This is a genomic window from Alloalcanivorax marinus (assembly GCF_016785095.1).
Taxonomy (GTDB): domain Bacteria; phylum Pseudomonadota; class Gammaproteobacteria; order Pseudomonadales; family Alcanivoracaceae; genus Alloalcanivorax; species Alloalcanivorax marinus_A.
The window spans coordinates 34585-57461 of sequence record NZ_JAEKJB010000009.1 but is presented as its reverse complement, the minus strand read 5'-3'; the positions used below and the strand labels follow the sequence as shown (position 1 = coordinate 57461).

Below are 22877 nucleotides of genomic sequence, written 5' to 3'. Positions count from 1 at the left end.
GTTCATTTATTTGTTCATTTTTTCCATGGTGCGCAGGGCCAGCTCGCGGCCCACTTCAGCCAGGGCCAGTGGCTTGTCCCGTTTCTGATACCCGTTGGCGGTGGCCACCCACTGGTAGTCGCGCTGTTCCTCCGGGGGCCGGCCACTGGTCACGAAGGTGGTCAGTACCCGGGCGTTGTCGGTGGCCAGCACCCGCACCCGGTAGCTGGGCTGGTCCTCGAAGCGCGGGCCGGCGGTGAGTTCCAGCACGTAGTCGGCGTGCTCCGCCAGGGCGCGCATTTCCAGCCGCGCCCGGTCCGGCGACAGCCGTGAGAAGGTGCCGTCCTCCAGGGCGTTGTCGGTGAGGCGTTGGGCCAGGCTCTGGTCGATCACCCGCGCGCCGCCTTCCTGGAAAGCGCTGATCAGGCCGTCCTGAAGTTCGAAGGCGGCGCCGGGGCCGGTGACCGCCGGGCGCGGGCCACGGGTTTCCGCCTGGGCGCCGGCGCTGGCCCGGCCTTTCAGGTCCACGGTCTCGCCGTTGGCCTGGCCGCTGATCGAGGCGCTCTGGCCGAGGCTGGCGCGGTAGTGGCCGTACCAGTCACTGACCCGGTCCGGCAGGGCCCGATTCCACAGCACCGCGATGCGGGGCGCGTCGAAGCGCTGGCGAAAGGCGGCGAGGATGGCTTCGGGCTGCCCCTGGCGGCCTTCCGGCCCCTGGCCTTCGCGGTAGGCCTCTTCGGTGAGCGGTGCCTGGGCGGGGGCCATCATGGGCGCCGCGTCATGGTCCGAAGCGGCGAGGGCGGGGCCACTGATCAGCACCAGGGCCAGTAAGCCGGGCGCTTTCATCGGGTCTGCCTCACTTCCACGACGTATTGAAGCCGCTCGGTGCCGACGGATTTTTCCCGGTATACGGCGTTGCCGTTGGCGGGCACCGTCAGCCGCCGCCACACCGGCTCCGCGTCCGTGGGCATGCCGCCCTCGGTGTAGAAGCGGGTGCGCGCTTCCACCCGGTAGTCGTAGTCGGTGTGGTTGCGCAGCTCCACCCACACCTGGGAGGTGCCGGTGTCGGTGCGCTGGATGCCATGGCCGGTGCTGGTCAGGCGGATCACCTTGTTGGGGCCGATCAGGCCGTCCTTGAAGTCGCGGTTCAGGTCGTAGTCGGTGAACAGCACGGTGTTGTAGCCGTGGTCCTCGGTGCGCTGCTGGTATTCCTTCTTGCTCATGCCCGACTGACAGCCGGTGATGAGCGCGGCGCCCAGCAACAGGGCGGCCATAAACAGGTTGGGCATAAAAAAGGGCTTCGCGGTCATGGCGCGGTTCCTTCCTCCGGGGGGCGATGGCTGGCGAAGGCCAGGCCGTTGCCGTGGTCATCGAAATGCACGGGGGCTTCCTGGTCGGCGCCGGCCAGGGGCTGGCCCTGCTGGTCCAGGAAGCGTATCCGCAGCGGGCCGTCCGCCGGCGCATGGTGCACGGTGGCCAGATGCAGGCCGTCCGGCAGGCGGTGCCAGTAACGGGTGTCGGCGCGGGTGCGCGAACGGGCGGACAGCCCCTCCGCCGCCACGCCGATGGCGGTGATGGTGTGGAAGCCGGCGGCCACCGCGCCGCCGGCGGCGGCGCTCAGGCCGGCCACGGCGCTGTTCTGGCTGGCGGCGGTGAGCACGTCGCCGGTGGCCTGGGTGTTTTTCTTGAAGCGCACCTGGCCCTCGATGATGCGGTCCACGGTGCGCCCGCCCCGGGTGGAAGCCTGGAAGAACACGTCCTCCGCCGGGAACAGCGGCTGGGAGTCATCGCCGGCCAGGCGGGCGCCGTGAGCGCGGATGTTCTTGCCGCGCCGGTACACCAACTGGTAGTGGCCGACGCCGTCGGCCAGCTTGCGTGGGGCGCTGCCGGTTTCCGCCACCACCAGCAGGTTGTCGCCGGCCTCCGGGATCGGCCCGTCCGGGCGGAACAGCCGGTATTCCTGGAAATGCCGTTCGGCCAGGGTGGCGTTGCCATCCAGCCGTGCCGCCCAGCCGGCCAGGAAGATCAGCGAGGCGAAATCCGTGGTGTGTTGTTCTTCCTCGGCGAAGGCGTCCTGCAGCAAACCGCTCAGGAAGCTGGCCCGGGCGTTGCCGTAATCGCCATCGCGCAGGAACAGCAGCCCCCGGTAATAGAACACCATGGCCCGTTCATAGGGCTCGCCCTTGAAGTCCTTCTCGCCTTCCTCGTACCACAGGCTGCGGGCCCGCCGCGCCGCGTCGTTGTCGGCGTAGACGCTCTCGATATTGAGGATCGCTTCGTCCAGGGCGGCGCGGGCCAGATCGTAATGGCCGGTGCGCCAGGCGGCGGCGCCGATTTCCATCAGGTTGAGCACTTCGTTGCGGCGGCCCTCCTCGAACAGCTCCCGGTACAGGGGCTGAAGCTCGGCGGGCTTGTCCGCCACCAGGTCCTGTTGCCCGGCGGACAGGTCACGGGTCTGGTACTGGGTGGGGCCGGTGGCGCAGCCACCCAGCAGCGAGGCCGCCACCAGTGCCGCCGCGCCCCGTTTAGCGATAGAGCACATTGTCCTGGGCCGCCTTGCGCATTTCGTAGGCGCCGCTCCAGACGATGGTGCCGAGCTCGAGATCCACCATCTCGAAGGTCACCTGGTGGTAGCGGGAGCGGGTCTGGGTGTTCCGGTCGATGGCGTCCAGGGAGGCGATGCGCCCGCCCAGCCGGTAATCGCCGCCGGCGGTGGCCTGGGTCTTGCGGATGGTGCCGCCGTCCACGGCGCCGTCGCGCTTGAGCTGGCGTTCCTTCTCCACCATGTCCGCGTAGTGGCGGCCCACGAACACCATGCGGCCGTTGGCGGCCCGGTTCAGCTCCACCCGCAGCCGGTCGGTAAGCAGGTTGGTGTTGATGATCGAGCTGCTTTCATTACGGAAGTATTCGTTGTCGATGATGATGCGCGGCGGCGTGGCGCGGGCCGCCAGAATCTGGTTGGCGAGCATGTCGCGCATCATTTCGTCGGTCATCGCCACCACGTCCTGGGATTCGATGCCCACGCCTTGCACCCGGCCGGCGGACTGCGGGTCTTCGTACACCGTGGCCTGGCCACGTACATTGTCCACCTGGCTGGGCGCGCAGCCCGCCAGCAGGGCCACGGCCACCGCCGCCGCGCTCAGGGTCCGGATCGTCATGCTCCGCCTCTCGTCGTCTTCGTGTTGGGGGAAGGGTCAGGGAGGATGCTAGACAGGCCGCGCATCGGCGGCATGCCCCATATGGGGTATAAGGCCCGGCCGGTGTGACCCGGGGCGGCCGCTGTGCCATACTCCGCCGGCTTTTTGACCCCCCATTCCTTACCTGGCTGGACTCCAACCTTGCTCACCACCGCCAACATCACCATGCAGTTCGGCGCCAAGCCGCTGTTCGAGAACGTTTCCGTGAAATTCGGTGACGGCAACCGCTACGGCCTGATCGGCGCCAATGGCTCCGGCAAGTCCACGTTCATGAAGATTCTCGGGCGCGATCTGGAGCCGTCCGCCGGCAATGTGTCCAAGGACCCCAACGAGCGGGTCGGCAAGCTGCGTCAGGATCAGTTCGCCTACGAGCAGTACTCGGTGGTGGACACCGTGATCATGGGCCACGAGGAACTGTGGGCGGTGAAGGAAGAGCGCGACGCCATCTACGCCAAGGCGGAGATGAGCGAGGAAGACGGCATCCGCGCCGGCGAGCTGGAAGCGGAGTTCGCCGAGCTGGACGGCTACACCGCCGAATCCCGCGCCGGCGATCTGCTGCTCGGCGTGGGCATTCCCGTGGAGCAGCACTTCGGCCCCATGAGCGAGGTGGCGCCGGGCTGGAAGCTACGCGTGCTGCTGGCCCAGGTGCTGTTTTCCGACCCGGACATCATGTTGCTGGACGAGCCCACCAACAACCTGGACATCAACACCATCCGCTGGCTGGAAGACGTGCTCAACCAGCGCCAGTGCACCATGATCATCATTTCCCACGACCGCCACTTTCTGAACAGCGTGTGCACGCACATGGCGGATCTGGACTACGGTGAGCTGCGCGTTTACCCGGGCAATTACGACGAGTACATGACCGCCGCCACCCAGGCCCTGGAGCGCAAGCGCGCCGACAACGCCAAAAAGAAGGCGCAGATCGCCGACCTTCAGCAGTTCGTCAGCCGCTTCTCCGCCAACGCGTCGAAATCCAAGCAGGCCACGTCCCGCGCCAAGCAGATCGACAAGATCAAGCTGGAAGAGATCAAACCGTCCAGCCGCCAGAACCCCTACATCGTGTTCGAGCAGGACAAGAAACTGTTCCGCAACGCCCTGGAAGTAAAAGGGCTGGCCAAATCCTTTGACGAGGAGGAGCTGTTCTCCGGCCTGGACCTGCGCGTGGAAGTGGGCGAGCGCATCGCCATCATCGGCCCCAACGGCGTCGGCAAATCCACCCTGCTGCGCTGCCTGGTGGGCGACCTGGACCCCAGCGCCGGCGAGGTGAAATGGTCCGAGAACGCCACCCTGGGCTACTACGCCCAGGACCACGCCGCGGATTTCGAGCAGAAGCTGAACCTGTTCGACTGGATGAGCCAATGGGGCAAACCCAGCGACGACGAACAGGTGATTCGCGGCACCCTGGGCCGGCTGCTGTTTTCCTCCACGGAGATCAACAAAACCGTGGATGTGATCTCCGGCGGCGAGCAGGGCCGCATGCTGTTCGGCAAGATCATGCTGCAGCGCCCCAACATCATGCTGCTCGACGAGCCCACCAACCACCTGGACATGGAGTCCATCGAGTCGCTCAACCTGGCCCTGGAAAACTACCCCGGCACGCTGCTGTTCGTCAGCCACGACCGGGAATTCGTGTCGTCCCTGGCCACCCGCATCATCGAGCTGACCCCCACCGGCATCGTCGACTTCCACGGCAGCTACGAGGACTACCTGAAGAGCCAGGGCGTGGCGTAAGCGGCTGGAAAGTGTTTGATAGGCAATTCATGAATTGCTTTTGGCGATTCTTGCCTCTCTGCTTTTTGGAAAGCAATAATTAAATTGCTTGATATGTAATAAGAAACCTATATATTTCTTATTAAGCAGAAAGCAACCCAGGAGACGCTTTTATGGCTTCTCTCCGTCAGCAGATCAAACAGCGCCGTAAGGCGCTCGGCTTGCGCCAGGAGGACATGGGCCAACGGATTGGCATGCTCCGGCAGCAATATCAGTACCTGGAAGCCAAGGGTAACCCCCGCCTGGACACCCTGGAGCTGGTCGCCAAAGGGTTGGACAGTGAAGTGATGCTTATTCCCAGGGAAAAACTCCTTGAGGTGCGGGCATTGCTGGACGGCAAATTGCTGGACGGCAAGGGGCGGTTGACCCAAAGCGAAGTGTATGGCCAAGTCGGCAAGCCCACCCTGTCCATCGTCGAGGACCCGTGGGCGGGGCTTCTGGACGACGACCCATGAACGAGGCCCGGGTCCTTGCGCTTTCGTTGCATGGCCGCCTGGTGGGTTATCTGGTGGGGGCCAGGGACGGTCGCAATATCCTGGCCTTCGATGCCGGCTTCCGGGACGATCCGCTTCGCCCGACCCTTAGCTTGATCACCAGCCCTGTCTTCCCAAACTCGCAGCCATTATTGTCCACACCCTGGGTGACCCGGCAGAGGCTTCACCCGGTGTTGTCCAACCTGCTCCCGGAAGGGGCGTTGCGGGCCTTCATCGCGCAATCGCTCAAGATTCACGAGAACAATGAATTCGAGATGATGGCTTATCTCGGTGCTGATCTGCCCGGTGCCCTCGTTGCCGAGCCCGCCGATCCGGATGATCTGCCGCCGGGGCTGAAAGCGGCGTTGGGTAAGGTCGCGCCTTTGACGCTGGTGCCGGGGAAGGGCGAAAAAAAATTCTCGCTGGCCGGCGTGCAAATGAAGTTTTCCATGAAGGAGCGGGATGGCCGTTTCAACGTGGCGGTCGGCGATGAACTGGGTGATTGGATTATCAAGACACCCTCGACCGCTCATCGTCGGGTTCCCGAGAACGAATACAGCGCCATGACGCTGGCCGCGATGGTCGGCGTGGAGATTCCGGACATTCGACTGGTGTCGCTGGATAAACTGGACAACCTTCCCGATATCAACCTGCCCGATGAAGAACTGGCGTTCGCCATCCGCCGTTTCGACCGCGACGGCGCGGAGCGAATCCACATGGAGGACTTCGCCCAGGTTCTGGTCAAGTACGCCCACGAAAAATACCGGTCCGCCAACTACGAACAGATTGGTCGTATCCTGTATCAGTATTCCGGGCAGGCGCTGACGGATGTTCAACAGCTTGCCCGGCGCCTGTTGAGCAACGCGCTTCTGGCTAACGGCGATGCCCATCTGAAGAACTGGAGCCTGTTGTACCAGGACCGGCGGACGCCCATCCTCGCCCCTGCCTATGACATCGTCACCACCCGGGCCTATATCGCCAACGAGAGCGAGTTCGCCTTGAACCTGGGCAAGACCAAATCCTGGTACGAACTGACGCTGGTGCATTTTCAGGCCTGGGCATTGAAAGCCGGGGTGCCCTGGCGCGCGATCCGGCCGGTGTTGCTGGAGGTCATGGAGAAAGCGCGAACTCTCTGGCCGGCGGCGCTGGATGAACTGCCCATGGACGAAGGTCATAAAAAAACGCTGCGGGCCCATTGGCGCGCGCTCCACGACGACTTCCGTCTTTGACCAGGCACGGTGCCCGATAACATTTGCTTGGGCGCTCCCGGCGGAACCTGTGTTAGGGTTCCCTGAAACAAAGGTTTCACGGCCACCGTTTCAGAGAACCCGATGCAATCACTGGATGAGCGCCTGCGCGCCCACTACCAAAGCCTGTCCCCCCAGGAGCGCCGGGTGGCGGACTTTATCCTCGACCACTACGACGACCTGATCAGCTACAACAGCGCCGAGCTGGCGCGGCTGAGTGGCGCCTCCAAGCCCACCGTCAGCCGCCTGTTCAAACGCCTCGGCTACAGCGGCTACAAGGCCCTGCGCGACGAGCTGCGCGCCCTGCGCCAGAGCGGCGTGCCGCTGGCGGACGCCCGCACCCTGGCGGACGGCGACACCCTGCCGGCCCGCCATTACCAGCAGGAACTGGCCAACCTGAACCGCTGCCTGGCCGGGCTGGACGCCACTCGTTTGGGGGAGGCGGCGGCGGCCCTGGCCACCGCCGGCCAGGTGCTGATCATCGGCCAGCGCAATGCCTACCCGGTGGCCCTGCACCTGCGCCAGCAGTTGATTCAGGCCCGTGGCCGGGTGCGTCTGGCGCCGCAGCCGGGGCAGACCCTGGCGGAAGAACTGGTGGACCTGACCCCGGACGACGTGGTGGTGGTGGCGGCGTTCCGCCGCCGGCCCCGGCTGATGGCGCCGCTGCTGAAAAACCTCAAGCAGCGGCAGGTGCCGGTGCTGCTGCTGTGCGAACCGGAAGCCCGGGAGCTCACGGCCCTGGCCCGCTGGCCCTTCCCGGTGCCGCTGGACAGCCTGTCCGCCTTCGACAGCTACGCCGCCGCCATGAGCCTGGCCAGCCTGCTGGCCAACGCGGTGCTGCACCAGGCACTGGCCGTCGGCCGCCGGCGCATCCACGAAATCACCGACCTCTACGACGACCTGGGCGAACTGGAAAAACCCTCCCCCTAGCGGCGCCGCCCGGCGGCCCACGGCTTTCCCGCCACAAGCGTTGGAACAATCGTTTCTTGTGTGTATTATTGAAACTATTGTTTCTTTAATCCGAGCCGCCACCCACTTTGTTGTAGGAGCGGCTTCAGCCGCGATGCCGCTACCCCCACAGAGGACGCCATGCTGGACATCAGCCAGTTCGACCAGATCAACCCACCGGCCCGTCTGCTAATGGGGCCCGGCCCGATCAACGCGGACCCCCGGGTACTGCGCGCCATGGCCGCCCAACTGGTGGGCCAGTACGACCCGGCCATGACCGGCTACATGAACGAGGTGATGGCGCTCTACCGGGCCCTGTTCCGTACCGAAAACCGCTGGACCATGCTGGTGGACGGCACCTCCCGGGCCGGCATCGAGGCGATCCTGGTGTCGGCGATCCGCCCCGGCGACCGGGTGCTGGTGCCGGTGTTCGGGCGCTTCGGCCATCTGCTCTGCGAGATCGCCCGCCGCTGCCGGGCAGAGGTGCACAGCATCGAGGTGCCCTGGGGGGAAGTGTTCGAACCCCAGGCCATCGAGGACGCCATCAAGCGCGTCAAACCCCGGCTGCTGCTCACCGTGCAGGGCGATACTTCCACCGGCCAGTTGCAACCGCTGGCGGAGCTGGGCGACATCTGCCGCCGCCACGGCGTGCTGTTCTACACCGACGCCACCGCCTCCTTCGGCGGCAATACTCTGGAAACCGACGCCTGGGGCCTGGACGCGGTGTCCGCCGGCTTGCAGAAATGCCTGGGCGGCCCCTCCGGCAGCGCCCCGGTCACCCTGGGGCCGAACATGGAAGAAGTGATCCGCCGCCGCAGGCATGTGGAGCAGGGCATTCGCACCGAAGCCCACCAGGACGGCGAGGACGAGATGATCGCCTCCAATTATTTCGACCTGGGCATGGTGATGGACTACTGGGGCCCGGAACGCCTCAACCACCATACCGAAGCCACCAGCATGCTGTTCGCCGCCCGCGAATGCGCCCGGCTGATCCTCCAGGAAGGGCTGGACCACACCATCGCCCGCCACGCCCTGCACGGCGCCGCCTTGCTCCACGGCGTCCAGGGCATGGGCCTGGAAACCTTCGGCGATCTCAACCACAAGATGAACAATGTGCTGTGCGTGCGCATTCCCGACGGCATTCCCGGTGAACAGGTGCGCGGCCTGCTGCTCAATGATTTCGGCATCGAGATCGGCACCTCCTTCGGCCCGCTGCAGGGCAAGATCTGGCGCATCGGCACCATGGGCTACAACGCCCGCAAGGACTGCGTGCTGCAAACCCTCACCGCCCTGGAAGCGGTGCTGCACCGTCTCGGCTTCCGCGCCCCCCAGGGCGCCGCCGCCCAGGCCGCCTGGGACTACTACGACCAGCAAGCCGGCGGTGCCTCATGAGCGCCGCCGCGATGACCCCGGACCAGGCCCGCGCCGCCGCCGAGCGGGTGATGGCCCACTGCGATGAACTGGCGGCCCTCAGCGAAACCCCGGACGCCCTGACCCGCGTCTACCTGTCGCCGGAGCATCAGCGCGCCAACGCCCTCACCGGCGACTGGATGCGCGAAGCGGGCATGACCGTGTGGCAGGATAGCGTCGGCAATATCTGCGGCCGCTACGAAGGCACCACCCCGGACGCCCCGGCGCTGTTGCTCGGCTCGCACCTGGACACGGTGCGCGACGCCGGCCGCTACGACGGCATGCTCGGCGTGCTCACCGCCATCGAAACCGTGCGCCACCTGCACCAGCAAAACCGGCGCCTGCCCCTGGCCGTGGAAGTGGTGGGTTTCGGCGACGAGGAGGGCACCCGCTTCGGCATCACCCTGCTGGGCAGCCGTGGCCTGGCCGGCACCTGGCCGGGGGAGTGGCTGGAGAAGGAGGACGAGCAGGGCACCCGCGTCGTCGATGCCCTGCGCGACTTCGGCCTCGACCCGCACCGACTGAGCGACGCCGCCCGCCCGCTGGGCGAGATCGCCGCCTACCTGGAGCTGCACATCGAACAGGGCCCCTGCCTGGAACAGGCCGACCTGGCCCTGGGCGTGGTCACCGCCATCAACGGCGCCCGCCGACTCAACTGCACCTTCACCGGCCAGGCCGGCCACGCCGGCACCGTGCCCATGGGCCAGCGCCGCGACGCTCTGGCCGGTGCCGCCGAATGGATGACCGAGATCGAGCGGACCACCCGGGCGGCCGGCCAGGACCGGGTGGCCACCGTGGGCGCACTGCAGTGCAAACCGGGAGCGGTCAACGTGATCCCCGGCCAGGCGCGGTTGAGCCTGGACATCCGTGGACCGGAGGAAGAACCGCTGGAAGCCCTGCTCGAAGACCTGCTGGCCCGCGCCCACGCCATTGCCGAACGCCGCGGCCTGACCTTCGACGCGGACGAGTTCTACCGCATCGCCGCCACCGCCTGCGACACCAGCCTGCAACAACACCTGGCCAACGCCGTCACGGACGTGCAAGGCAGCGCCCCCCACCTGCCCAGCGGCGCCGGCCACGACGCCATCGCCCTGGCCGACCACTGGCCGGTGGCCATGCTGTTCGTGCGCTGCAAAGGCGGCATCAGCCACCACCCGGCCGAGTCCGTCACCACCGAGGACGTGGCCCAGGCTATTCGCGCCTACACCCAGGCCGCCACCGATGTAGCCACCCACTCCCCAAGGAGCCCGTAGGAGCGACCGGGCGGCGTACCGCTTCAGTCGCGACCCACCGCCTTTCGTCGTGATCGATCCGATACAACAGGCTTGACCTGAACCACGCTTAAGGTCCCAGACTTCCCGCTCTTTCACCCAGCGAGGAAGCACCATGACCACCCCAACCCCGGCGCCGCTACCGCGCCGCGCCCTGGCCGGCATGATCACCGTGGCCGTACTGGTGGGCCTGAACCTGCGGCCCTCCATGGCCGCCGTCGGCCCCCTGGCCGACCGCATCCAGGCAGAGCTGGGGGCCAGTTATACCGGCCTGGCCCTGCTCACCACCCTGCCGGTGCTGGCCATGGCCGCCGGCTGCTTTCTCGGCGGTGGCCTGGCGCGTCGCTTCGGCGATCCGGTCCTGGTGGTGGCCTCGCTGCTGATGATCCTGCTGGCGGACCTGGCCCGCCTGGCCAACCAAACCCTGGCCGGCCTGATGCTCACCGCCCTGGTCGCGGGCTTCGGCATCGCCTTCCTGCAGGTACGCCTGCCGGCCCTGATCAAACACCGCTCCGGCGGCTACACCGCCCTGGTCATGGGCTGGTACATCGCCGCCGTCATGGCCGGCGCCGCCCTGGCCTCGTCCCTGGCGCCGTCGCTGGCCACCCAGGCCGGCGGCTGGCGCGCCGGCCTGGCGGTGTGGGCCCTGCTCGCGGTGCTCGCCCTGCTGGCCTGGTGGCGGGGCAGGGCCGTGTTCGGCGCGCCCCCGGCCCGGGGCAACGCCGCCTCCACCGCCGGTCTCTGGCGCCGCCCGCGCACCTGGACCCTGGCCCTGTTCTTCGGCCTCGGCACCGCCGGCTACACCTGTGTGCTCGCCTGGCTGCCGCCGTACTACGTGGCCCGTGGCTTCAGCCCCAGCCAGGCCGGCGGCCTGCTCGGCTTTCTCACCGCCATGGAAGTGGTGGCCGGCCTGCTGCTGCCGCCCCTGGTCCTGAAAAGCCCGGACCGCCGCCCTGCGCTGCTGCTGGTACTTGCCAGCGCCCTGGCCGGATTCATCCTGCTGGCCGGCTGGCCCCTGGGCTCGCCGCTGCTAGTGGCCACCCTCCTGGGCCTGGGCATCGGCGGGCTCTTCCCGCTCAGCCTGATCGTCGCCATGGACCACCACGACAACGCCGAAATCGCCGGCGCCCTGGCCGGCATCGTCCAGGGCATCGGCTACCTCATCGCCGCCTTCTCGCCCTTCCTCGCCGGCCTGATCCGCGACCGCCTCGGCGACTTCGCCCTGGCCTGGATCGGGCTGGGCGCGCTCTACGTGCTGCTCATCGCCATGGCGCTGCGCTTCAACCCGCGCCGCTACGCCCGGCACTATCCGCTACGGCTGGCAATGGATCAGGCTTAGATGCGAACCATTCTCGATATGGCGCGTCCAAACGGGTTCATGCATCCACGGACCAGGACCCGCCGCCATGCCCGCTCCCGCCCTCAAACTGCTGGACCCCGATGATTTTCCCCTTGTGTACCTGGACGCCACGGACTGGCGCCCGGCCCACGGCCGCGCCCTCATCGACGATCTGGAAACCCTGATCGAACACGGCCAACCCTTCGTGCTGATCATCCAGAACAGCGCCGGCGGCAACCAGAAGCGCACCGAGGACGACAAAGCCCGCATGCTCTGGTTCAAGGCCAACAGCCCGCGCCTCGCCGCCTGCTGCCGGGGCATCTTCACCGTGCTCACCGACCCCACCCAACAACCCAAAGCCGAAAAACAAACCGCAGGCCTCAGCGCCGCCATGGGGCTGCGCTTCCAGGTCTTCGCCGACGCCGAGGAGGCCGAAACCCAGGCCTGGCGGGCGCTGGATCGTGCCTGACATCAAGAGACCCGGTGTGTGCCGGCTAAACCTGCGAGCCAGAGCAACCAATAAAAAGGGGACAAATAAGCTCTTTGCTTGATGTCCTCCTTGTCTTGCATTTATTTGCGGCACAGGTAAATTCGGAACTGTTTCACATAAAAAGCCGGCCTGGAGAGCCCGGCTAATAAGGGGATAAAAGGGGAAACGGATGTCTGATTACCTAGGCCCGGACTGGGCTCCGCACGGGGGATAAACCGCATGGCGACGGTGATCCCAAACCTCGGCACCCTCCGTAATATGAAGCCCGGTGAGCGCCGTCTGGGTCAGCGCGATGATTTGAAAATGATTGTGACACCAGTACGTCGCTCCCGTATATCCGTCGGTATGTCTTTCTGCGGTGAACGATCTGATATCCCAAGCTGATCTGGACGGTATGTATACCAGGTCTTGAGTATGTTCGGTTTTTCGTATGAAAACAGCCTTGGTCTTATATGTGGTTGACTATATAAGAATATTTTTATTTTCGCAGCGGGGGGGTATGGAATTTATGATTAATTTTTTCGTTTGATGAAGATATTTTATTTTGGTGGCCGAAATGAAGAGACTGAAGTCGATAAATTTAAAAAATTTCAAGAGTATATTGAGTCAGAAGATAGAATTTGGTGAGTTCAATGTTTTGGTTGGCGCTAATGGATCAGGAAAGTCCAATTTGGTCAAGGCTATTGAGATGATAGCGGATATAAAAAACTATGGCGCAACTGCTGCGGTAGCAAACCAAGGATGGGGTGGGTCTATAGTGCCTCGCCGCTATGCAGAAGATGAAATAAAAGATCAGAATGTAACCATTGAATATGAAATAGACTTGGGGTCTCCGTGGCCTAATAATGATAAAACGAAGAATTTAAAGAATCCAACTGTGTTTCATTCAATAGAACTTAATTTTCCCAAGCCTGATGAGGTTGTTGTCAATAAAGAAAAGATAAGGCTAGATAGTCTTGAGGTTTTGGGTGCATTTTTTTATGGCGCAGGTAAAGAAAATAATAACGTAAGTAAAGAGGTTTTTTCTGCTGGATCTTTCAAGCTGGTTTTTGAGAAAACAAAGACTGGCAAGGTTCGATATAGAAAACTGGGAGAGCTTACGGAAGATAATCGAGGAAAGATTTTTAAGGGGCTGGGGATAGACTTTTTGGTTGATGCCGATGATTGGCAGGATAAATTTGACGAGATGATGAAGAGGTCTTTTGGGGATCAGGGGAAAATAAGTAAGTCAGAAAGGATTAGGAAGTACTGTTCGAGAAGCTTTTTTGAATTGGGTGGGACATCTTTCCTCTTTCCTTCCTATGGGAGGTTTCTGGATGTTGTCTCCAAGATTTCAAGATTCGATATATTGCTATCTAATATAAGGCTTGAGCAGAAGGCGCAGTTTTCTAGTGGGCTTTATGGTGATGGTAGTAATTTGCCTAGTGTTATAAAAGCACTGAAAGATGAAACTGATGATGCTGTATGGGGTGAGATTTTTGAGACTATAAGTGAAATCGCCCCTCATATCGTTGATCTCGAGACCTCCACGCTTGCTACTGGGAAGCAATACATAGAATTTGAGGAAAAAAATAGTGAAAGACGAGTTGAGTCTTGGGATACCTCTGATGGTACCTTGAGAGCTGTCTCTATATTGGCAGCTGTTGAGGGGGCGCCGGAGGGGGCTATTCTAATAATTGAGGAGCCAGAGCAGAATCTCCATCCCTGGGCGGTATCCAGTCTTATAAGCCATATAAGAAGAGCTATTAAAAGGAAGGGCTTGCAGGTTTTTGTTACCACACACTCTCAGCAGGTCCTAGAGTCTGTCGATCCGGGTGAGGTTTTGGTGGCGAGTCGCTGTTTTGATCAAGGTACGCAAATATTTAGACTGGATCAGTTGGTTTCTAATATGGAATTTATTGACATGGGCGATGTTGGTCGTCTTTGGGTCAAGGGGCTGCTTAAGGGGGTTCCTGGTGATGGCTTTTAAATATCAATTTCCTGTTGGTTTTATCGTTGAAGGAAAAGGGGAGTACAATTCTTTTAATGCCCTGTTTTACGGAATAACAGGTGTTTCAGCTAGGACCCCATGTAGTCGCCCTCAAGGGTATGGTAGAATTTTGAAGTCATTGGAAGCGGAGCTAACAGACTTGGTGGTGACGCATTCTGTTGCTAGAGTGGTGGTTTGCATAGATTTAAAAGATGTTGTTAGTAACAAGAATCACGGCTTTGAAGATTGTGCTGCGCTCAGGATTAGTTTACAAAAAAGGGCTGATGAGTGGCTAAAAAAAATAAAGGATGACCCGAGAGTTCGTTTCCCTCCTGAAGAGGTGGTGGTTATTATCCAGGTGAAGAAATTTGAAAGTTGGATGATTGCTGATCTGGATGCATTGAATCAAGCAGGGCTTTTGGAGCGAACAATAAAACAAGTGAAGAATGTTGATGAAATGAGTAAGGACCCTGGTTCTGTTATAAAAGGTGTTTTGAAAAAGGGCCTTACTACGAAAAACCCAAATACGGCTCGAGATATTTGCAGAGCAATACGGCCAGATATCGCGAAGAAAAACTCTAGGTCATTCCGGAAATTTGACAAGGAAATGCGTCTGGCTGCTAAAGAGTGGTTGAATCATTGTTTATGTTGATGTGATTTGTCGATTTTTGATTTTATTTATGTTGTGGGTTTAATGGTTTGTTGGGGATTGCATTCTTGCTCTCCTGAGGATTAGGGGCAAGGTTACGCTATGTTAACTGGCCAAGTTTGTCCATCTTCCAAAGTGGATTTGGGAGCGATGGTTTAGGGGGGAGCATTGCCTTAAGCTGCTCCTGCAGCGATATTTGAGTACTGAAAATAAAAAAGCCCCGGCGGGCGAACCCGCCGGGGCTTTTCAGCTCTCGGCAACGGTGAAGAGAGGGGTTACACCCGCTCGATCACCGTGGCAATCCCCTGACCCAGGCCGATGCACATGGTGGCGAGGCCGATCTGGCCGTCGTTGCCTTCCAGTACGTTCAGCAGGGTGCCGGTGATGCGGGCACCGGAGCAGCCCAGGGGGTGGCCCAGGGCGATGGCGCCGCCGTTGAGGTTGACCTTCTCGTTCATCTTGTCGAGCAGTTTGAGGTCCTTGAGCACCGGCAGGGATTGCGCGGCGAAGGCTTCGTTGAGCTCCACGTAGTCGATGTCGTCGATGGTCAGGCCGGCGCGGGCCAGGGCTTTCTGGGTGGCCGGGACCGGGCCGTAGCCCATGATGGCGGCGTCGCAGCCGGCCACGGCCATGCTGCGGATTTTGGCCCGCGGCTTGAGGCCCATGGCCTGGGCTTTTTCGGCGCTCATCACCAGCATGGCCGCCGCGCCGTCGGAGAGGGCGGAGGAGGTGCCGGCGGTGACGGTGCCGCTGACCGGGTCGAAGACGGGGCGCAGTTTCTGCATGTCTTCGAGGCTGGCGTTGGGACGGATGGTTTCGTCGATTTCGCACAGCACCTTGCGGCCTTCGGCGTCGTGGCCTTCGATCGGCACGATTTCGTTTTTCCAGCGGCCTTGTTGGGTGGCTTCCCAGGCTTTGTGGTGGGAGCGCACGCCGAACTCGTCCTGCTGTTCACGGGTGATGCCGTGCATGCGGCCGAGCATTTCGGCGGTGAGGCCCATCATGTTGGAGGCCCGGGCGGTGTATTTGGACAGCTCGGGGTTGAGGTCCACGCCATGGTCCATGGCGACGTGGCCCATGTGCTCCACGCCGCCGATGACGAACACGTCGCCGTTGCCGGTCATGATCGCTTGCGTGGCGGCATGCAGGGCCTGCATGGAGGAGCCGCACAGGCGGTTGACGGTTTGTGCCGCGGTGGTGCGGGGCACGCCGGCGAGCATGGCGATGTTGCGGGCAATGTTCATGCCCTGTTCCTTGGTCTGGTTGACGCAGCCCCAGATCACGTCTTCGGTTTGCTCGACGCTCCAGTCCGGGTTGCGCGCCATCAGCGCCTGGATCAGCAGCGCGGAGAGTTTTTCCGCGCGCACGTTGCGGAACATGCCGTTTCTGCTTTTGCCCATCGGGGTGCGCACGGCATCGACGATGACCACGTCTTTCGGATTCAAACTCATTTCCAGATCTCCTTTGCCCGTGCCTTAGCCGAAGAAGGACTCGCCTTTGGCGGCTTTGTCCTTGAGCATTTGCGGCGCTTCGTAAAGGGCGCCCAGGTGCGCGTATTTGTCGCACAGTTCGGCGAATGCCTTGGTGCCGATGCTGTCGATGTAACGCAGCGGGCCGCCGCGGAACGGCGGGAAGCCGATGCCGTAGATCATCGCCATATCGGCTTCGGCGGGGGAGCCGACGATGTTGTCTTCCAGGCAGCGGACGGTTTCGGTGCACATCGGGATCATCATGCGGGCGATGATCTCGTCGGCGTCGTAGTCCTTCGGCTCGCTGGTGACGGCGGGCTTGATCAGCTCGTAGGTCTTTTCGTCGACCACTTTCTTGGGCTTGCCCTTCTTGTCTTCCTCGTACTTGTAGAAGCCGATGCCGTTCTTCTGACCATAGCGTTCGTTTTCGAACATGATCTCGGTCGGGTCCTTGAAGTCGTGGTCCATGCGGTCGGGGAAGCCTTCCGCCATCACCTGGGCGGCGTGCACGCCGGTGTCGATGCCGACCACGTCGAGCAGGTAGGCGGGGCCCATGGGCCAGCCGAATTTCTGCATCACCTTGTCGACTTGCTGGAAGTCGGCGCCGTCACGCACCAGCATGCTGAAGCCGGCGAAGTAGGGGAACAGCACGCGGTTCACCAGGAAGCCGGGGCAGTCGTTCACCACCACCGGGTTCTTGCCCATTTTCTGGGCGTAGGCGACCAGGGTGGCGACGGTTTCGTCGGAGGTTTTCTCACCGCGGATCACTTCCACCAGGGGCATCATGTGCACCGGGTTGAAGAAGTGCATGCCGCCGAAGTTTTCCGGCTTCTTGAGCGCTTCCGCCAGGCGGGTGATGGAGATGGTGGAGGTGTTGGAGGCGAGCACCGCGCCGTCCACTTTCTGCTCGGTTTCGGCGAGCACGGACTGCTTGATCTTGGGGTTCTCGACCACCGCCTCGACCACCACGTCGATGCCCTTGAAGTCGTCATAGCTGAGGGTGGGACGGATGGCGGAGAGCACCTTGCCCATGCCGGCGGCGTCCATCTTGCCCTTGCTGACGCGCTTGGCGAGCAGTTTGGAGGCTTCGTTCATGCCCAGGTCCAGCGCCTTGTCGGCGATGTCCTTCATGACGATGGGCGTGCCTTTGAGGGCGGACTGGAAGGCGATGCCGCCGCCCATGATGCCCGCGCCCAGCACGGCGGCGTGTTTGATCTCGGGGGCACCCTTGGCGGTTTTGCCGTTGACCTTCTTGACCTGCTGATCGGCCAGGAACAGGCCTACCATGGCGGTGGCCTGGGAGGTCTTGGCCAGTTTGGCGAAGCCCTTGGATTCCACGTCGAGGGCGTCGTCGCGCTTCATGCCGGCGGCCTTCTGCATGGATTTCACGGCTTCCACCGGGGCCGGGTAGTTCTTGCCGGCTTGCTGCTGGACCATGGCCATGCCGGTCTGGAACGCCATCATCTGCTCCATGGGGGGCATGGGCAGCGGTTCCAGTTTTTCCTGGCGCTTGGCGCGGAAGTCGATCTTGCCGGCCAGGCACTGCTTGACCAGGTCGAGGGCGGCGTCACGCTCGTCGCCGGCTTTCACCACGGCGTCGACGATGCCCACTTTCAGGGCCTTGTCCGCTTTGTTCTGGCTGCCGGTGGCGATCCATTCCACGGCGTTGTCCACGCCGATGATGCGCGGGGTGCGCACGGTGCCGCCGAAGCCCGGGTAGATGCCCAGCTTCACTTCCGGGAAGCCCACCTGGGCCGCTTCGCCCATGACGCGGAAGTCGCAGGCCAGGCACATTTCCAGGCCGCCGCCCAGGGCGAAGCCGTTGATGGCCACCACCTTGGGTACGTCCAGGTCTTCAAAGGCGTTGAAGATGTCGTTCGCCTGACGGGACCATTTGGCGATCTCGGCCTCGTCCTGGGCGAACATTTCGGTGAATTCGGTGATGTCGGCGCCGACAATGAAAACCTTCTTGCCGGAGGTGACCACGATGCCCTTGACCTGGTCGCTGCCCTTGAGGGCCTCGGTGGCCTTGCTCAGGTCTTCCAGGGTGGCACGGTTGAACTTGTTCACGGATTCGCCCTGAAGATCGAACTTCAGTTCGGCGATGCCGTCGTCAAGCAGTTCTACGCTTACGGCGTTGCCTTGGTAAATCATAACGATTGCTCTCCAGTCCCAAAGTACGCGGCGGAGCCGCTTTGGTGAGCCTGCTTTAACCTCCTTGGAGGTGTGCGTCACCGTTCATGTGAGCGTTTGCTTACATCAACGGCCAAACCGCTCAGGGCTGCCAAGTATAAGAATCACGGCGCCGTGATGTTAGCCCCTTTGCGTGACTTGCGGGTCGGTACCCTTGACGGCGGCCATGGATACGCGGACGCTTGCCGCCATCGCTTCCTGTGATGGCTCCCATGACCGCAAGTTCCTACCCCCGTATTCGCCGCCGTCCTTCGGTGCCCGTGGACTGGCCCGGCGTGCCGCCGCTGCTGGCGCGTATCCTCGCCAACCGGGGGCTGACCTCGGCGGAACAACTGGAGTTGACCCTGGGGCGGCTGCCCCATCCGGATGGTTTCCGGGGGCTGGCGGCGGCGGTGGAGCTGCTGCTGGCCGCCCGTGAACGGAATTGGCGCATCTGCATCGTCGGCGACTACGACGCCGACGGCGCCACCGCCACCGCGTTGATGGTGCGCGGCCTGGAGTCCCTGGGCTTCCCCCGCCCGGATTACCTGGTGCCGAACCGTTTCGAGTACGGCTACGGCCTGTCGCCGGCGATCGTCGAGCTGGCCCGGGATACGGTGGCGCCGGATCTGATCATCACCGTGGACAACGGCATCGCCAGCGTGGATGGGGTGGCGGCGGCGCGGGCGGCGGGCATGCGCGTGCTGATCACCGATCATCACCTGCCCGGCGATCGCCTGCCGGACGCCGACGCCATCGCCAACCCGCGCCTGGAAGAGCAGGGTTTCCCGGCGCCCAATCTGGCCGGGGTGGGTGTGGCCTTCTACCTGCTGATGGCGGTGCAGCGTGCCCTGGGCGTGCGCCGGGGCGTGGTCGATCTGCTCGACCTGGTGGCCCTGGGCACGGTGGCGGACGTGGTCGCCCTGGACGACGCCAACCGCATCCTGGTGGAGCAGGGCCTGCGCCGGCTGCGTGCCGGCAAGGGCAACCCGGGGCTGCGCGCTTTGCTGCAGGTGGCCGGCCGCGACCCGTCCCGGGCCCTGGCCGCGGATCTTGGTTTCGCCGCCGGGCCCCGGCTCAACGCCGCCGGCCGGCTGGCGGACATGGGCCATGGCATTGAGTGCTTGCTGGCGGACAGCGTTTCCGAGGCACGCCAGTACGCCGAAGAGCTGGACGCCATCAACCGCGAGCGGCGTGGCATCGAGCAGGGTATGCGCGATGCCGCCATGGCCGAGGTGGAGCGCCTGCGCGGCCAGATCCTGCCGCCGGCGCTGTGCCTGCATGGCCGGGACTGGCACGAGGGCGTGGTGGGCATTCTCGCCTCGCGGGTGAAGGAGGCGGTGCACCGGCCGGTCATCGCCTTCGCTCCGGCTCGCGAGGCCGGGCTGGTGAAAGGCTCCGGGCGTTCGATCACGGGGTTGCACCTGCGCGACGTGCTGGACGCGGTGGCCACCCGCCACCCGGGGCTGCTGCACAAGTTCGGCGGCCACGCCATGGCCGCCGGCATGACCCTGCGCGCCGACGATCTGGACGCCTTCCGCGAGGCCTTCCAGGCGGCGGTGGCCGAGGCCGCCAGCGAGGAGCTGTTCGATCAGGTGGTGGACAGCGACGGCGGCCTGAGTGAGCAGGACATTACCCTGGCCACCGCCGAGCTGCTGTCGCACCGGTTTCCCTGGGGGCAGGGCTTTCCGCCGCCGCGCTTCGACGGCGAGTTCGAGGTGCTTAACCATCGGGTGGTGGGCGAGCGGCACCTGAAGCTGACCCTGGGGCTGCCGGCGGTGAACGGCGTGGTCGATGGCATCCACTTCAACGCCGACCCGGCGCTGCTGGGAGCGCGCCTGAGCCGCATCGAAGGGGTTTACCGGCTGGAGGTCAACGAGTTCCGGGGCCGGCGTTCGCCGCAGATGATGTTCGAGCACCTGCGGCCGCTATAACCCCGGAACCGCCTGGAGTTGTGACAAAACTTGGCCACCGGATGCGGGCGCGCCCCAGGCGCAGTACACTCGAGGATCACCACGAAACGATGTACACGTCCGATCCTTGAAGGAGACCCGCCTTGGCCACCGACAGCCGCCGCGCTGCACTTGATTACCACGAACACCCCGTCCCCGGTAAAACCGCCATCGTCGCCACCAAGCCCCTGACCAACCAGAACGATCTGGCGCTGGCCTATTCCCCCGGGGTGGCCTGGGCCTGCGAGGAGATCGTCGAGGACGCCAACAATGTGTTCCGCTACACCGGCCGCGGCAACCTGGTGGCGGTGATCAGTAACGGCAGCGCCGTGCTGGGGCTGGGCAACATCGGCGCGCTGGCGTCCAAGCCGGTGATGGAAGGCAAGGCGGTGCTGTTCAAGAAGTTCGCCGGCCTGGACGTGTTCGATATCGAGATCAACGAGAGCGACCCGGACAAGCTGGTGGACATCATCGCCGCCCTTGAACCCACCTTCGGCGGCATCAACCTGGAAGACATCAAAGCCCCGGAGTGCTTCATCGTCGAGCGCAAGCTGCGCGAGCGCATGAGCATCCCGGTATTCCATGACGACCAGCACGGCACCGCCATCACCGTGAGCGCCGCCTTCATCAACGGCCTCAAAGTGGCTGGCAAGCCCATCGACCAGGTCAAGGTGGTGGTGTCCGGCGCCGGCGCGGCGGCGCTGGCCTGCCTGGACCTGATGGTGGACCTGGGCCTGCCCCAGGAAAACATCTGGGTCACCGACATCGAAGGCGTGGTCTACCAGGGCCGCAAGGAGCTGATGGACCCGGACAAGGCACGCTTCGCCCAGGCCACCGACGCCCGTGCCCTGGGCGAGGTGATCGACGGCGCCGACGTGTTCCTGGGCCTGTCCGCCGGCGGCGTGCTCAAGCCGGACATGGTGCAGCGCATGGCGGCACGACCGCTGATCCTGGCGCTGGCCAACCCGCACCCGGAGATCCTGCCCGAGGACGCCAAGGCGGTGCGCGACGACCTGATCATCGCCACCGGTCGCTCCGACTACCCGAACCAGGTCAACAACGTGCTGTGCTTCCCGTACATCTTCCGGGGCGCCCTGGACGCCGGCGCCAGCACCATCACCCGGGAGATGGAAAAGGCGGCGGTGTATGCCATCGCCGGCCTCGCCCAGGAGGAGCAGAACGAAGTGGTGGCCGCCGCCTACGGCACCTATGAGCTGAGCTTCGGGCCGGAGTACCTGATTCCCAAGCCGTTCGATCCGCGCCTGATCGTGCGCATCGCGCCGGCGGTGGCCAAGGCGGCCATGGCCGACGGCGTGGCGGCCCGGCCGATCGCCGACCTGAACGCCTACGCCGAGCAGCTCAAGCAGTTCGTCTATCATTCCGGTGCCTTCATGAAACCGCTGTTCTCCGCCGCCAAGGCGCTGGTGCGCGACGGTGGCAAGGCGCGCATCGTGTTCACCGAGGGCGAGGAAGAACGTGTGCTGCGCGCCGTCCAGGTGGTGGTGGACGAGGGCCTGGCGTTCCCGATCCTGGTGGGCCGGCCGGACGTGCTGGCGATGCGCATCGAGCGCTACGGTCTGCGCCTGAAGCTGGGCGAGGACGTGGAGGTCACCAATCCGGAGCAGGACGACCGTTTCCACCGCTACTGGAACGCCTATTGGGAAATGCGCGGCCGCCACGGCGTCACCAAGGAAGTGGCGCGCACCGAGATGCGCCGTCGCATGACCCTGATCGGCGCCATGATGGTCCATCTGGGCGAGGCGGATGGCATGGTGTGCGGCACCGTGGGCCGGTTCGCCGAGCACCTTAACTTCGTTGACCAGGTGATCGGCCTGCGTCCGGAGGCGCGCACCTACGCGGCGATGAACGTGCTGCTGCTGCCCGAGCGCACCGTGGCGGTGGTGGACACCCACGTCAACGAGGACCCCAGCGCCGAGCAGATCGCCGAGTTCACCATCGCCGCCGCCGAGGAAATGCGGCGCCTGAACCTGGAGCCCAAGGCGGCGCTGCTGTCGCGCTCCAATTTCGGCTCCGAGCGCTGCCAGGCCAGCGACAAGATGCGTCGCGCCCTGGCGTTGATCCGCGAGTGGTCGCCGGAGCTGGAAGTGGATGGCGAGATGCACGGCGACGCCGCTCTGGAGGCGTCGATCCGCAAGGAGATCCTGCCGGATTCCACCCTCACCGGTTCCGCCAACCTGCTGGTGTGCCCGAACGGCGATTCCGGCAACATCGCCTACAACCTGCTCAAGACCGCCGCCGGCAGCAACGTGGCCATCGGCCCGTTCCTGCTGGGCGTGGACGCGCCGGTGACCATCCTCACCGCCAGCGCCACGGTGCGCCGCATCGTCAATATGGCGGCGCTCACGGTGCTGCGCGCCAATCTGGAACCGCGCGGCTGAGCGGCGTGGCTTCCCCTCCGTGACCCGGGGGTGGGCATCGCGGTTAATGCCAGCCTCCCGGGTCTTTGCTAGGATTGCGCCGATCATCACTGCCCGGCCCAAAAGGCCGGGTCCCTGAATGCGCCGGCGGCCACCGCCGC

At 63.7% G+C, this 22877-nt stretch carries 18 protein-coding genes; 12 read left to right on the top strand and 6 right to left on the bottom strand.

Features of this window, described 5'->3' with window-relative positions; genetic code table 11:
• Positions 1–6: 6 nt before the first annotated feature.
• The 4 genes from JF515_RS12045 to JF515_RS12030 are packed head-to-tail and all read right to left on the bottom strand — an operon-like array spanning position 7 to position 3137.
• A complete protein-coding gene (locus tag JF515_RS12045; protein ID WP_203104673.1) occupies positions 7–825 on the bottom strand; it encodes a hypothetical protein in 819 nt (272 codons plus the stop codon).
• Positions 822–1289, bottom strand: coding sequence for a hypothetical protein (locus tag JF515_RS12040; RefSeq protein ID WP_203104671.1), 468 nt, complete (start codon positions 1287–1289; stop codon positions 822–824). Before JF515_RS12040 ends, JF515_RS12045 begins: the two co-directional genes overlap by 4 nt.
• Entirely contained in the window at positions 1286–2521 is a 1236-nt protein-coding gene (locus JF515_RS12035) for a hypothetical protein (protein WP_203104669.1), read from the bottom strand. Before JF515_RS12035 ends, JF515_RS12040 begins: the two co-directional genes overlap by 4 nt.
• Positions 2505–3137, bottom strand: a complete 633-nt coding sequence (locus JF515_RS12030; RefSeq protein WP_203104667.1) for a penicillin-binding protein activator LpoB — start codon at positions 3135–3137, stop codon at positions 2505–2507. Before JF515_RS12030 ends, JF515_RS12035 begins: the two co-directional genes overlap by 17 nt.
• 180 nt (positions 3138–3317) lie before the next feature.
• On the opposite strand from JF515_RS12030, the gene JF515_RS12025 reads away from it, so the two are divergent.
• The 10 genes from JF515_RS12025 (at position 3318) to JF515_RS11980 (ending at position 14748) form a co-directional block, all read left to right on the top strand.
• Positions 3318–4910 carry an ABC-F family ATPase gene (locus tag JF515_RS12025; protein ID WP_203104664.1) on the top strand — a complete coding sequence of 531 codons (1593 nt, stop codon included), beginning with the start codon at positions 3318–3320 and terminating at the stop codon, positions 4908–4910.
• A 152-nt stretch (positions 4911–5062) separates the two neighbouring features.
• A complete protein-coding gene (locus tag JF515_RS12020; protein WP_203104662.1) occupies positions 5063–5404 on the top strand; it encodes a helix-turn-helix transcriptional regulator in 342 nt (113 codons plus the stop codon).
• Positions 5401–6651 (top strand): type II toxin-antitoxin system HipA family toxin, encoded by a 1251-nt coding sequence (locus JF515_RS12015; protein ID WP_203104660.1) that lies wholly within the window; start codon positions 5401–5403, stop codon positions 6649–6651. Before JF515_RS12020 ends, JF515_RS12015 begins: the two co-directional genes overlap by 4 nt.
• A 102-nt stretch (positions 6652–6753) precedes the next feature.
• On the top strand, positions 6754–7599 hold the full coding sequence (locus JF515_RS12010; protein WP_203104658.1) for a MurR/RpiR family transcriptional regulator: 846 nt from the start codon (positions 6754–6756) through the stop codon (positions 7597–7599).
• 159 nt (positions 7600–7758) lie between these two features.
• Positions 7759–9009 (top strand): pyridoxal-phosphate-dependent aminotransferase family protein, encoded by a 1251-nt coding sequence (locus JF515_RS12005; protein WP_203104656.1) that lies wholly within the window; start codon positions 7759–7761, stop codon positions 9007–9009.
• Positions 9006–10280, top strand: coding sequence for an allantoate amidohydrolase (gene hpxK / locus JF515_RS12000; RefSeq protein WP_238401042.1), 1275 nt, complete (start codon positions 9006–9008; stop codon positions 10278–10280). Before JF515_RS12005 ends, hpxK begins: the two co-directional genes overlap by 4 nt.
• A gap of 133 nt (positions 10281–10413) precedes the next feature.
• Positions 10414–11637 (top strand): MFS transporter, encoded by a 1224-nt coding sequence (locus tag JF515_RS11995; RefSeq protein ID WP_238401041.1) that lies wholly within the window; start codon positions 10414–10416, stop codon positions 11635–11637.
• Positions 11638–11704: 67 nt separating this feature from the next.
• A complete protein-coding gene (locus JF515_RS11990; RefSeq protein WP_203104654.1) occupies positions 11705–12106 on the top strand; it encodes a hypothetical protein in 402 nt (133 codons plus the stop codon).
• A gap of 577 nt (positions 12107–12683) precedes the next feature.
• Entirely contained in the window at positions 12684–14096 is a 1413-nt protein-coding gene (locus JF515_RS11985; protein ID WP_203104652.1) for an AAA family ATPase, read from the top strand.
• On the top strand, positions 14086–14748 hold the full coding sequence (locus tag JF515_RS11980) for a DUF4276 family protein (protein WP_238401059.1): 663 nt from the start codon (positions 14086–14088) through the stop codon (positions 14746–14748). Before JF515_RS11985 ends, JF515_RS11980 begins: the two co-directional genes overlap by 11 nt.
• A gap of 272 nt (positions 14749–15020) precedes the next feature.
• Here the strand turns inward: JF515_RS11980 and fadA are convergent, their stop codons facing one another.
• Both fadA and fadB read right to left on the bottom strand, forming a co-directional pair.
• Positions 15021–16196, bottom strand: a complete 1176-nt coding sequence (gene fadA / locus JF515_RS11975; protein ID WP_203104648.1) for an acetyl-CoA C-acyltransferase FadA — start codon at positions 16194–16196, stop codon at positions 15021–15023.
• A gap of 24 nt (positions 16197–16220) precedes the next feature.
• A complete protein-coding gene (gene fadB / locus JF515_RS11970) occupies positions 16221–18368 on the bottom strand; it encodes a fatty acid oxidation complex subunit alpha FadB (protein WP_203104646.1) in 2148 nt (715 codons plus the stop codon).
• Positions 18369–18619: 251 nt separating this feature from the next.
• Between fadB and recJ the strand changes: the two genes are divergently transcribed.
• On the top strand, positions 18620–20320 hold the full coding sequence (gene recJ / locus JF515_RS11965; protein ID WP_203104644.1) for a single-stranded-DNA-specific exonuclease RecJ: 1701 nt from the start codon (positions 18620–18622) through the stop codon (positions 20318–20320).
• A 122-nt stretch (positions 20321–20442) separates the two neighbouring features.
• On the top strand, positions 20443–22737 hold the full coding sequence (locus JF515_RS11960; RefSeq protein WP_203104642.1) for an NADP-dependent malic enzyme: 2295 nt from the start codon (positions 20443–20445) through the stop codon (positions 22735–22737).
• Positions 22738–22877 lie beyond the last annotated feature (140 nt).

What these genes read in the sequence shown, in the direction of transcription:
- JF515_RS12045 (WP_203104673.1), bottom strand. Translation starts at nt 825, where the DNA reads ATGAAAGCGCCCGGCTTACTGGCCCTGGTGCTGATCAGTGGCCCCGCC.
- JF515_RS12040 (WP_203104671.1), bottom strand. Translation starts at nt 1,289, where the DNA reads ATGACCGCGAAGCCCTTTTTTATGCCCAACCTGTTTATGGCCGCCCTG.
- JF515_RS12035 (WP_203104669.1), bottom strand. Translation starts at nt 2,521, where the DNA reads ATGTGCTCTATCGCTAAACGGGGCGCGGCGGCACTGGTGGCGGCCTCG.
- JF515_RS12030 (WP_203104667.1), bottom strand. Translation starts at nt 3,137, where the DNA reads ATGACGATCCGGACCCTGAGCGCGGCGGCGGTGGCCGTGGCCCTGCTG.
- JF515_RS12020 (WP_203104662.1), top strand. Translation starts at nt 5,063, where the DNA reads ATGGCTTCTCTCCGTCAGCAGATCAAACAGCGCCGTAAGGCGCTCGGC.
- JF515_RS12015 (WP_203104660.1), top strand. Translation starts at nt 5,401, where the DNA reads ATGAACGAGGCCCGGGTCCTTGCGCTTTCGTTGCATGGCCGCCTGGTG.
- JF515_RS12010 (WP_203104658.1), top strand. Translation starts at nt 6,754, where the DNA reads ATGCAATCACTGGATGAGCGCCTGCGCGCCCACTACCAAAGCCTGTCC.
- JF515_RS12005 (WP_203104656.1), top strand. Translation starts at nt 7,759, where the DNA reads ATGCTGGACATCAGCCAGTTCGACCAGATCAACCCACCGGCCCGTCTG.
- hpxK (WP_238401042.1), top strand. Translation starts at nt 9,006, where the DNA reads ATGAGCGCCGCCGCGATGACCCCGGACCAGGCCCGCGCCGCCGCCGAG.
- JF515_RS11995 (WP_238401041.1), top strand. Translation starts at nt 10,414, where the DNA reads ATGACCACCCCAACCCCGGCGCCGCTACCGCGCCGCGCCCTGGCCGGC.
- JF515_RS11990 (WP_203104654.1), top strand. Translation starts at nt 11,705, where the DNA reads ATGCCCGCTCCCGCCCTCAAACTGCTGGACCCCGATGATTTTCCCCTT.
- JF515_RS11985 (WP_203104652.1), top strand. Translation starts at nt 12,684, where the DNA reads ATGAAGAGACTGAAGTCGATAAATTTAAAAAATTTCAAGAGTATATTG.
- JF515_RS11980 (WP_238401059.1), top strand. Translation starts at nt 14,086, where the DNA reads ATGGCTTTTAAATATCAATTTCCTGTTGGTTTTATCGTTGAAGGAAAA.
- fadA (WP_203104648.1), bottom strand. Translation starts at nt 16,196, where the DNA reads ATGAGTTTGAATCCGAAAGACGTGGTCATCGTCGATGCCGTGCGCACC.
- fadB (WP_203104646.1), bottom strand. Translation starts at nt 18,368, where the DNA reads ATGATTTACCAAGGCAACGCCGTAAGCGTAGAACTGCTTGACGACGGC.
- recJ (WP_203104644.1), top strand. Translation starts at nt 18,620, where the DNA reads ATGACCGCAAGTTCCTACCCCCGTATTCGCCGCCGTCCTTCGGTGCCC.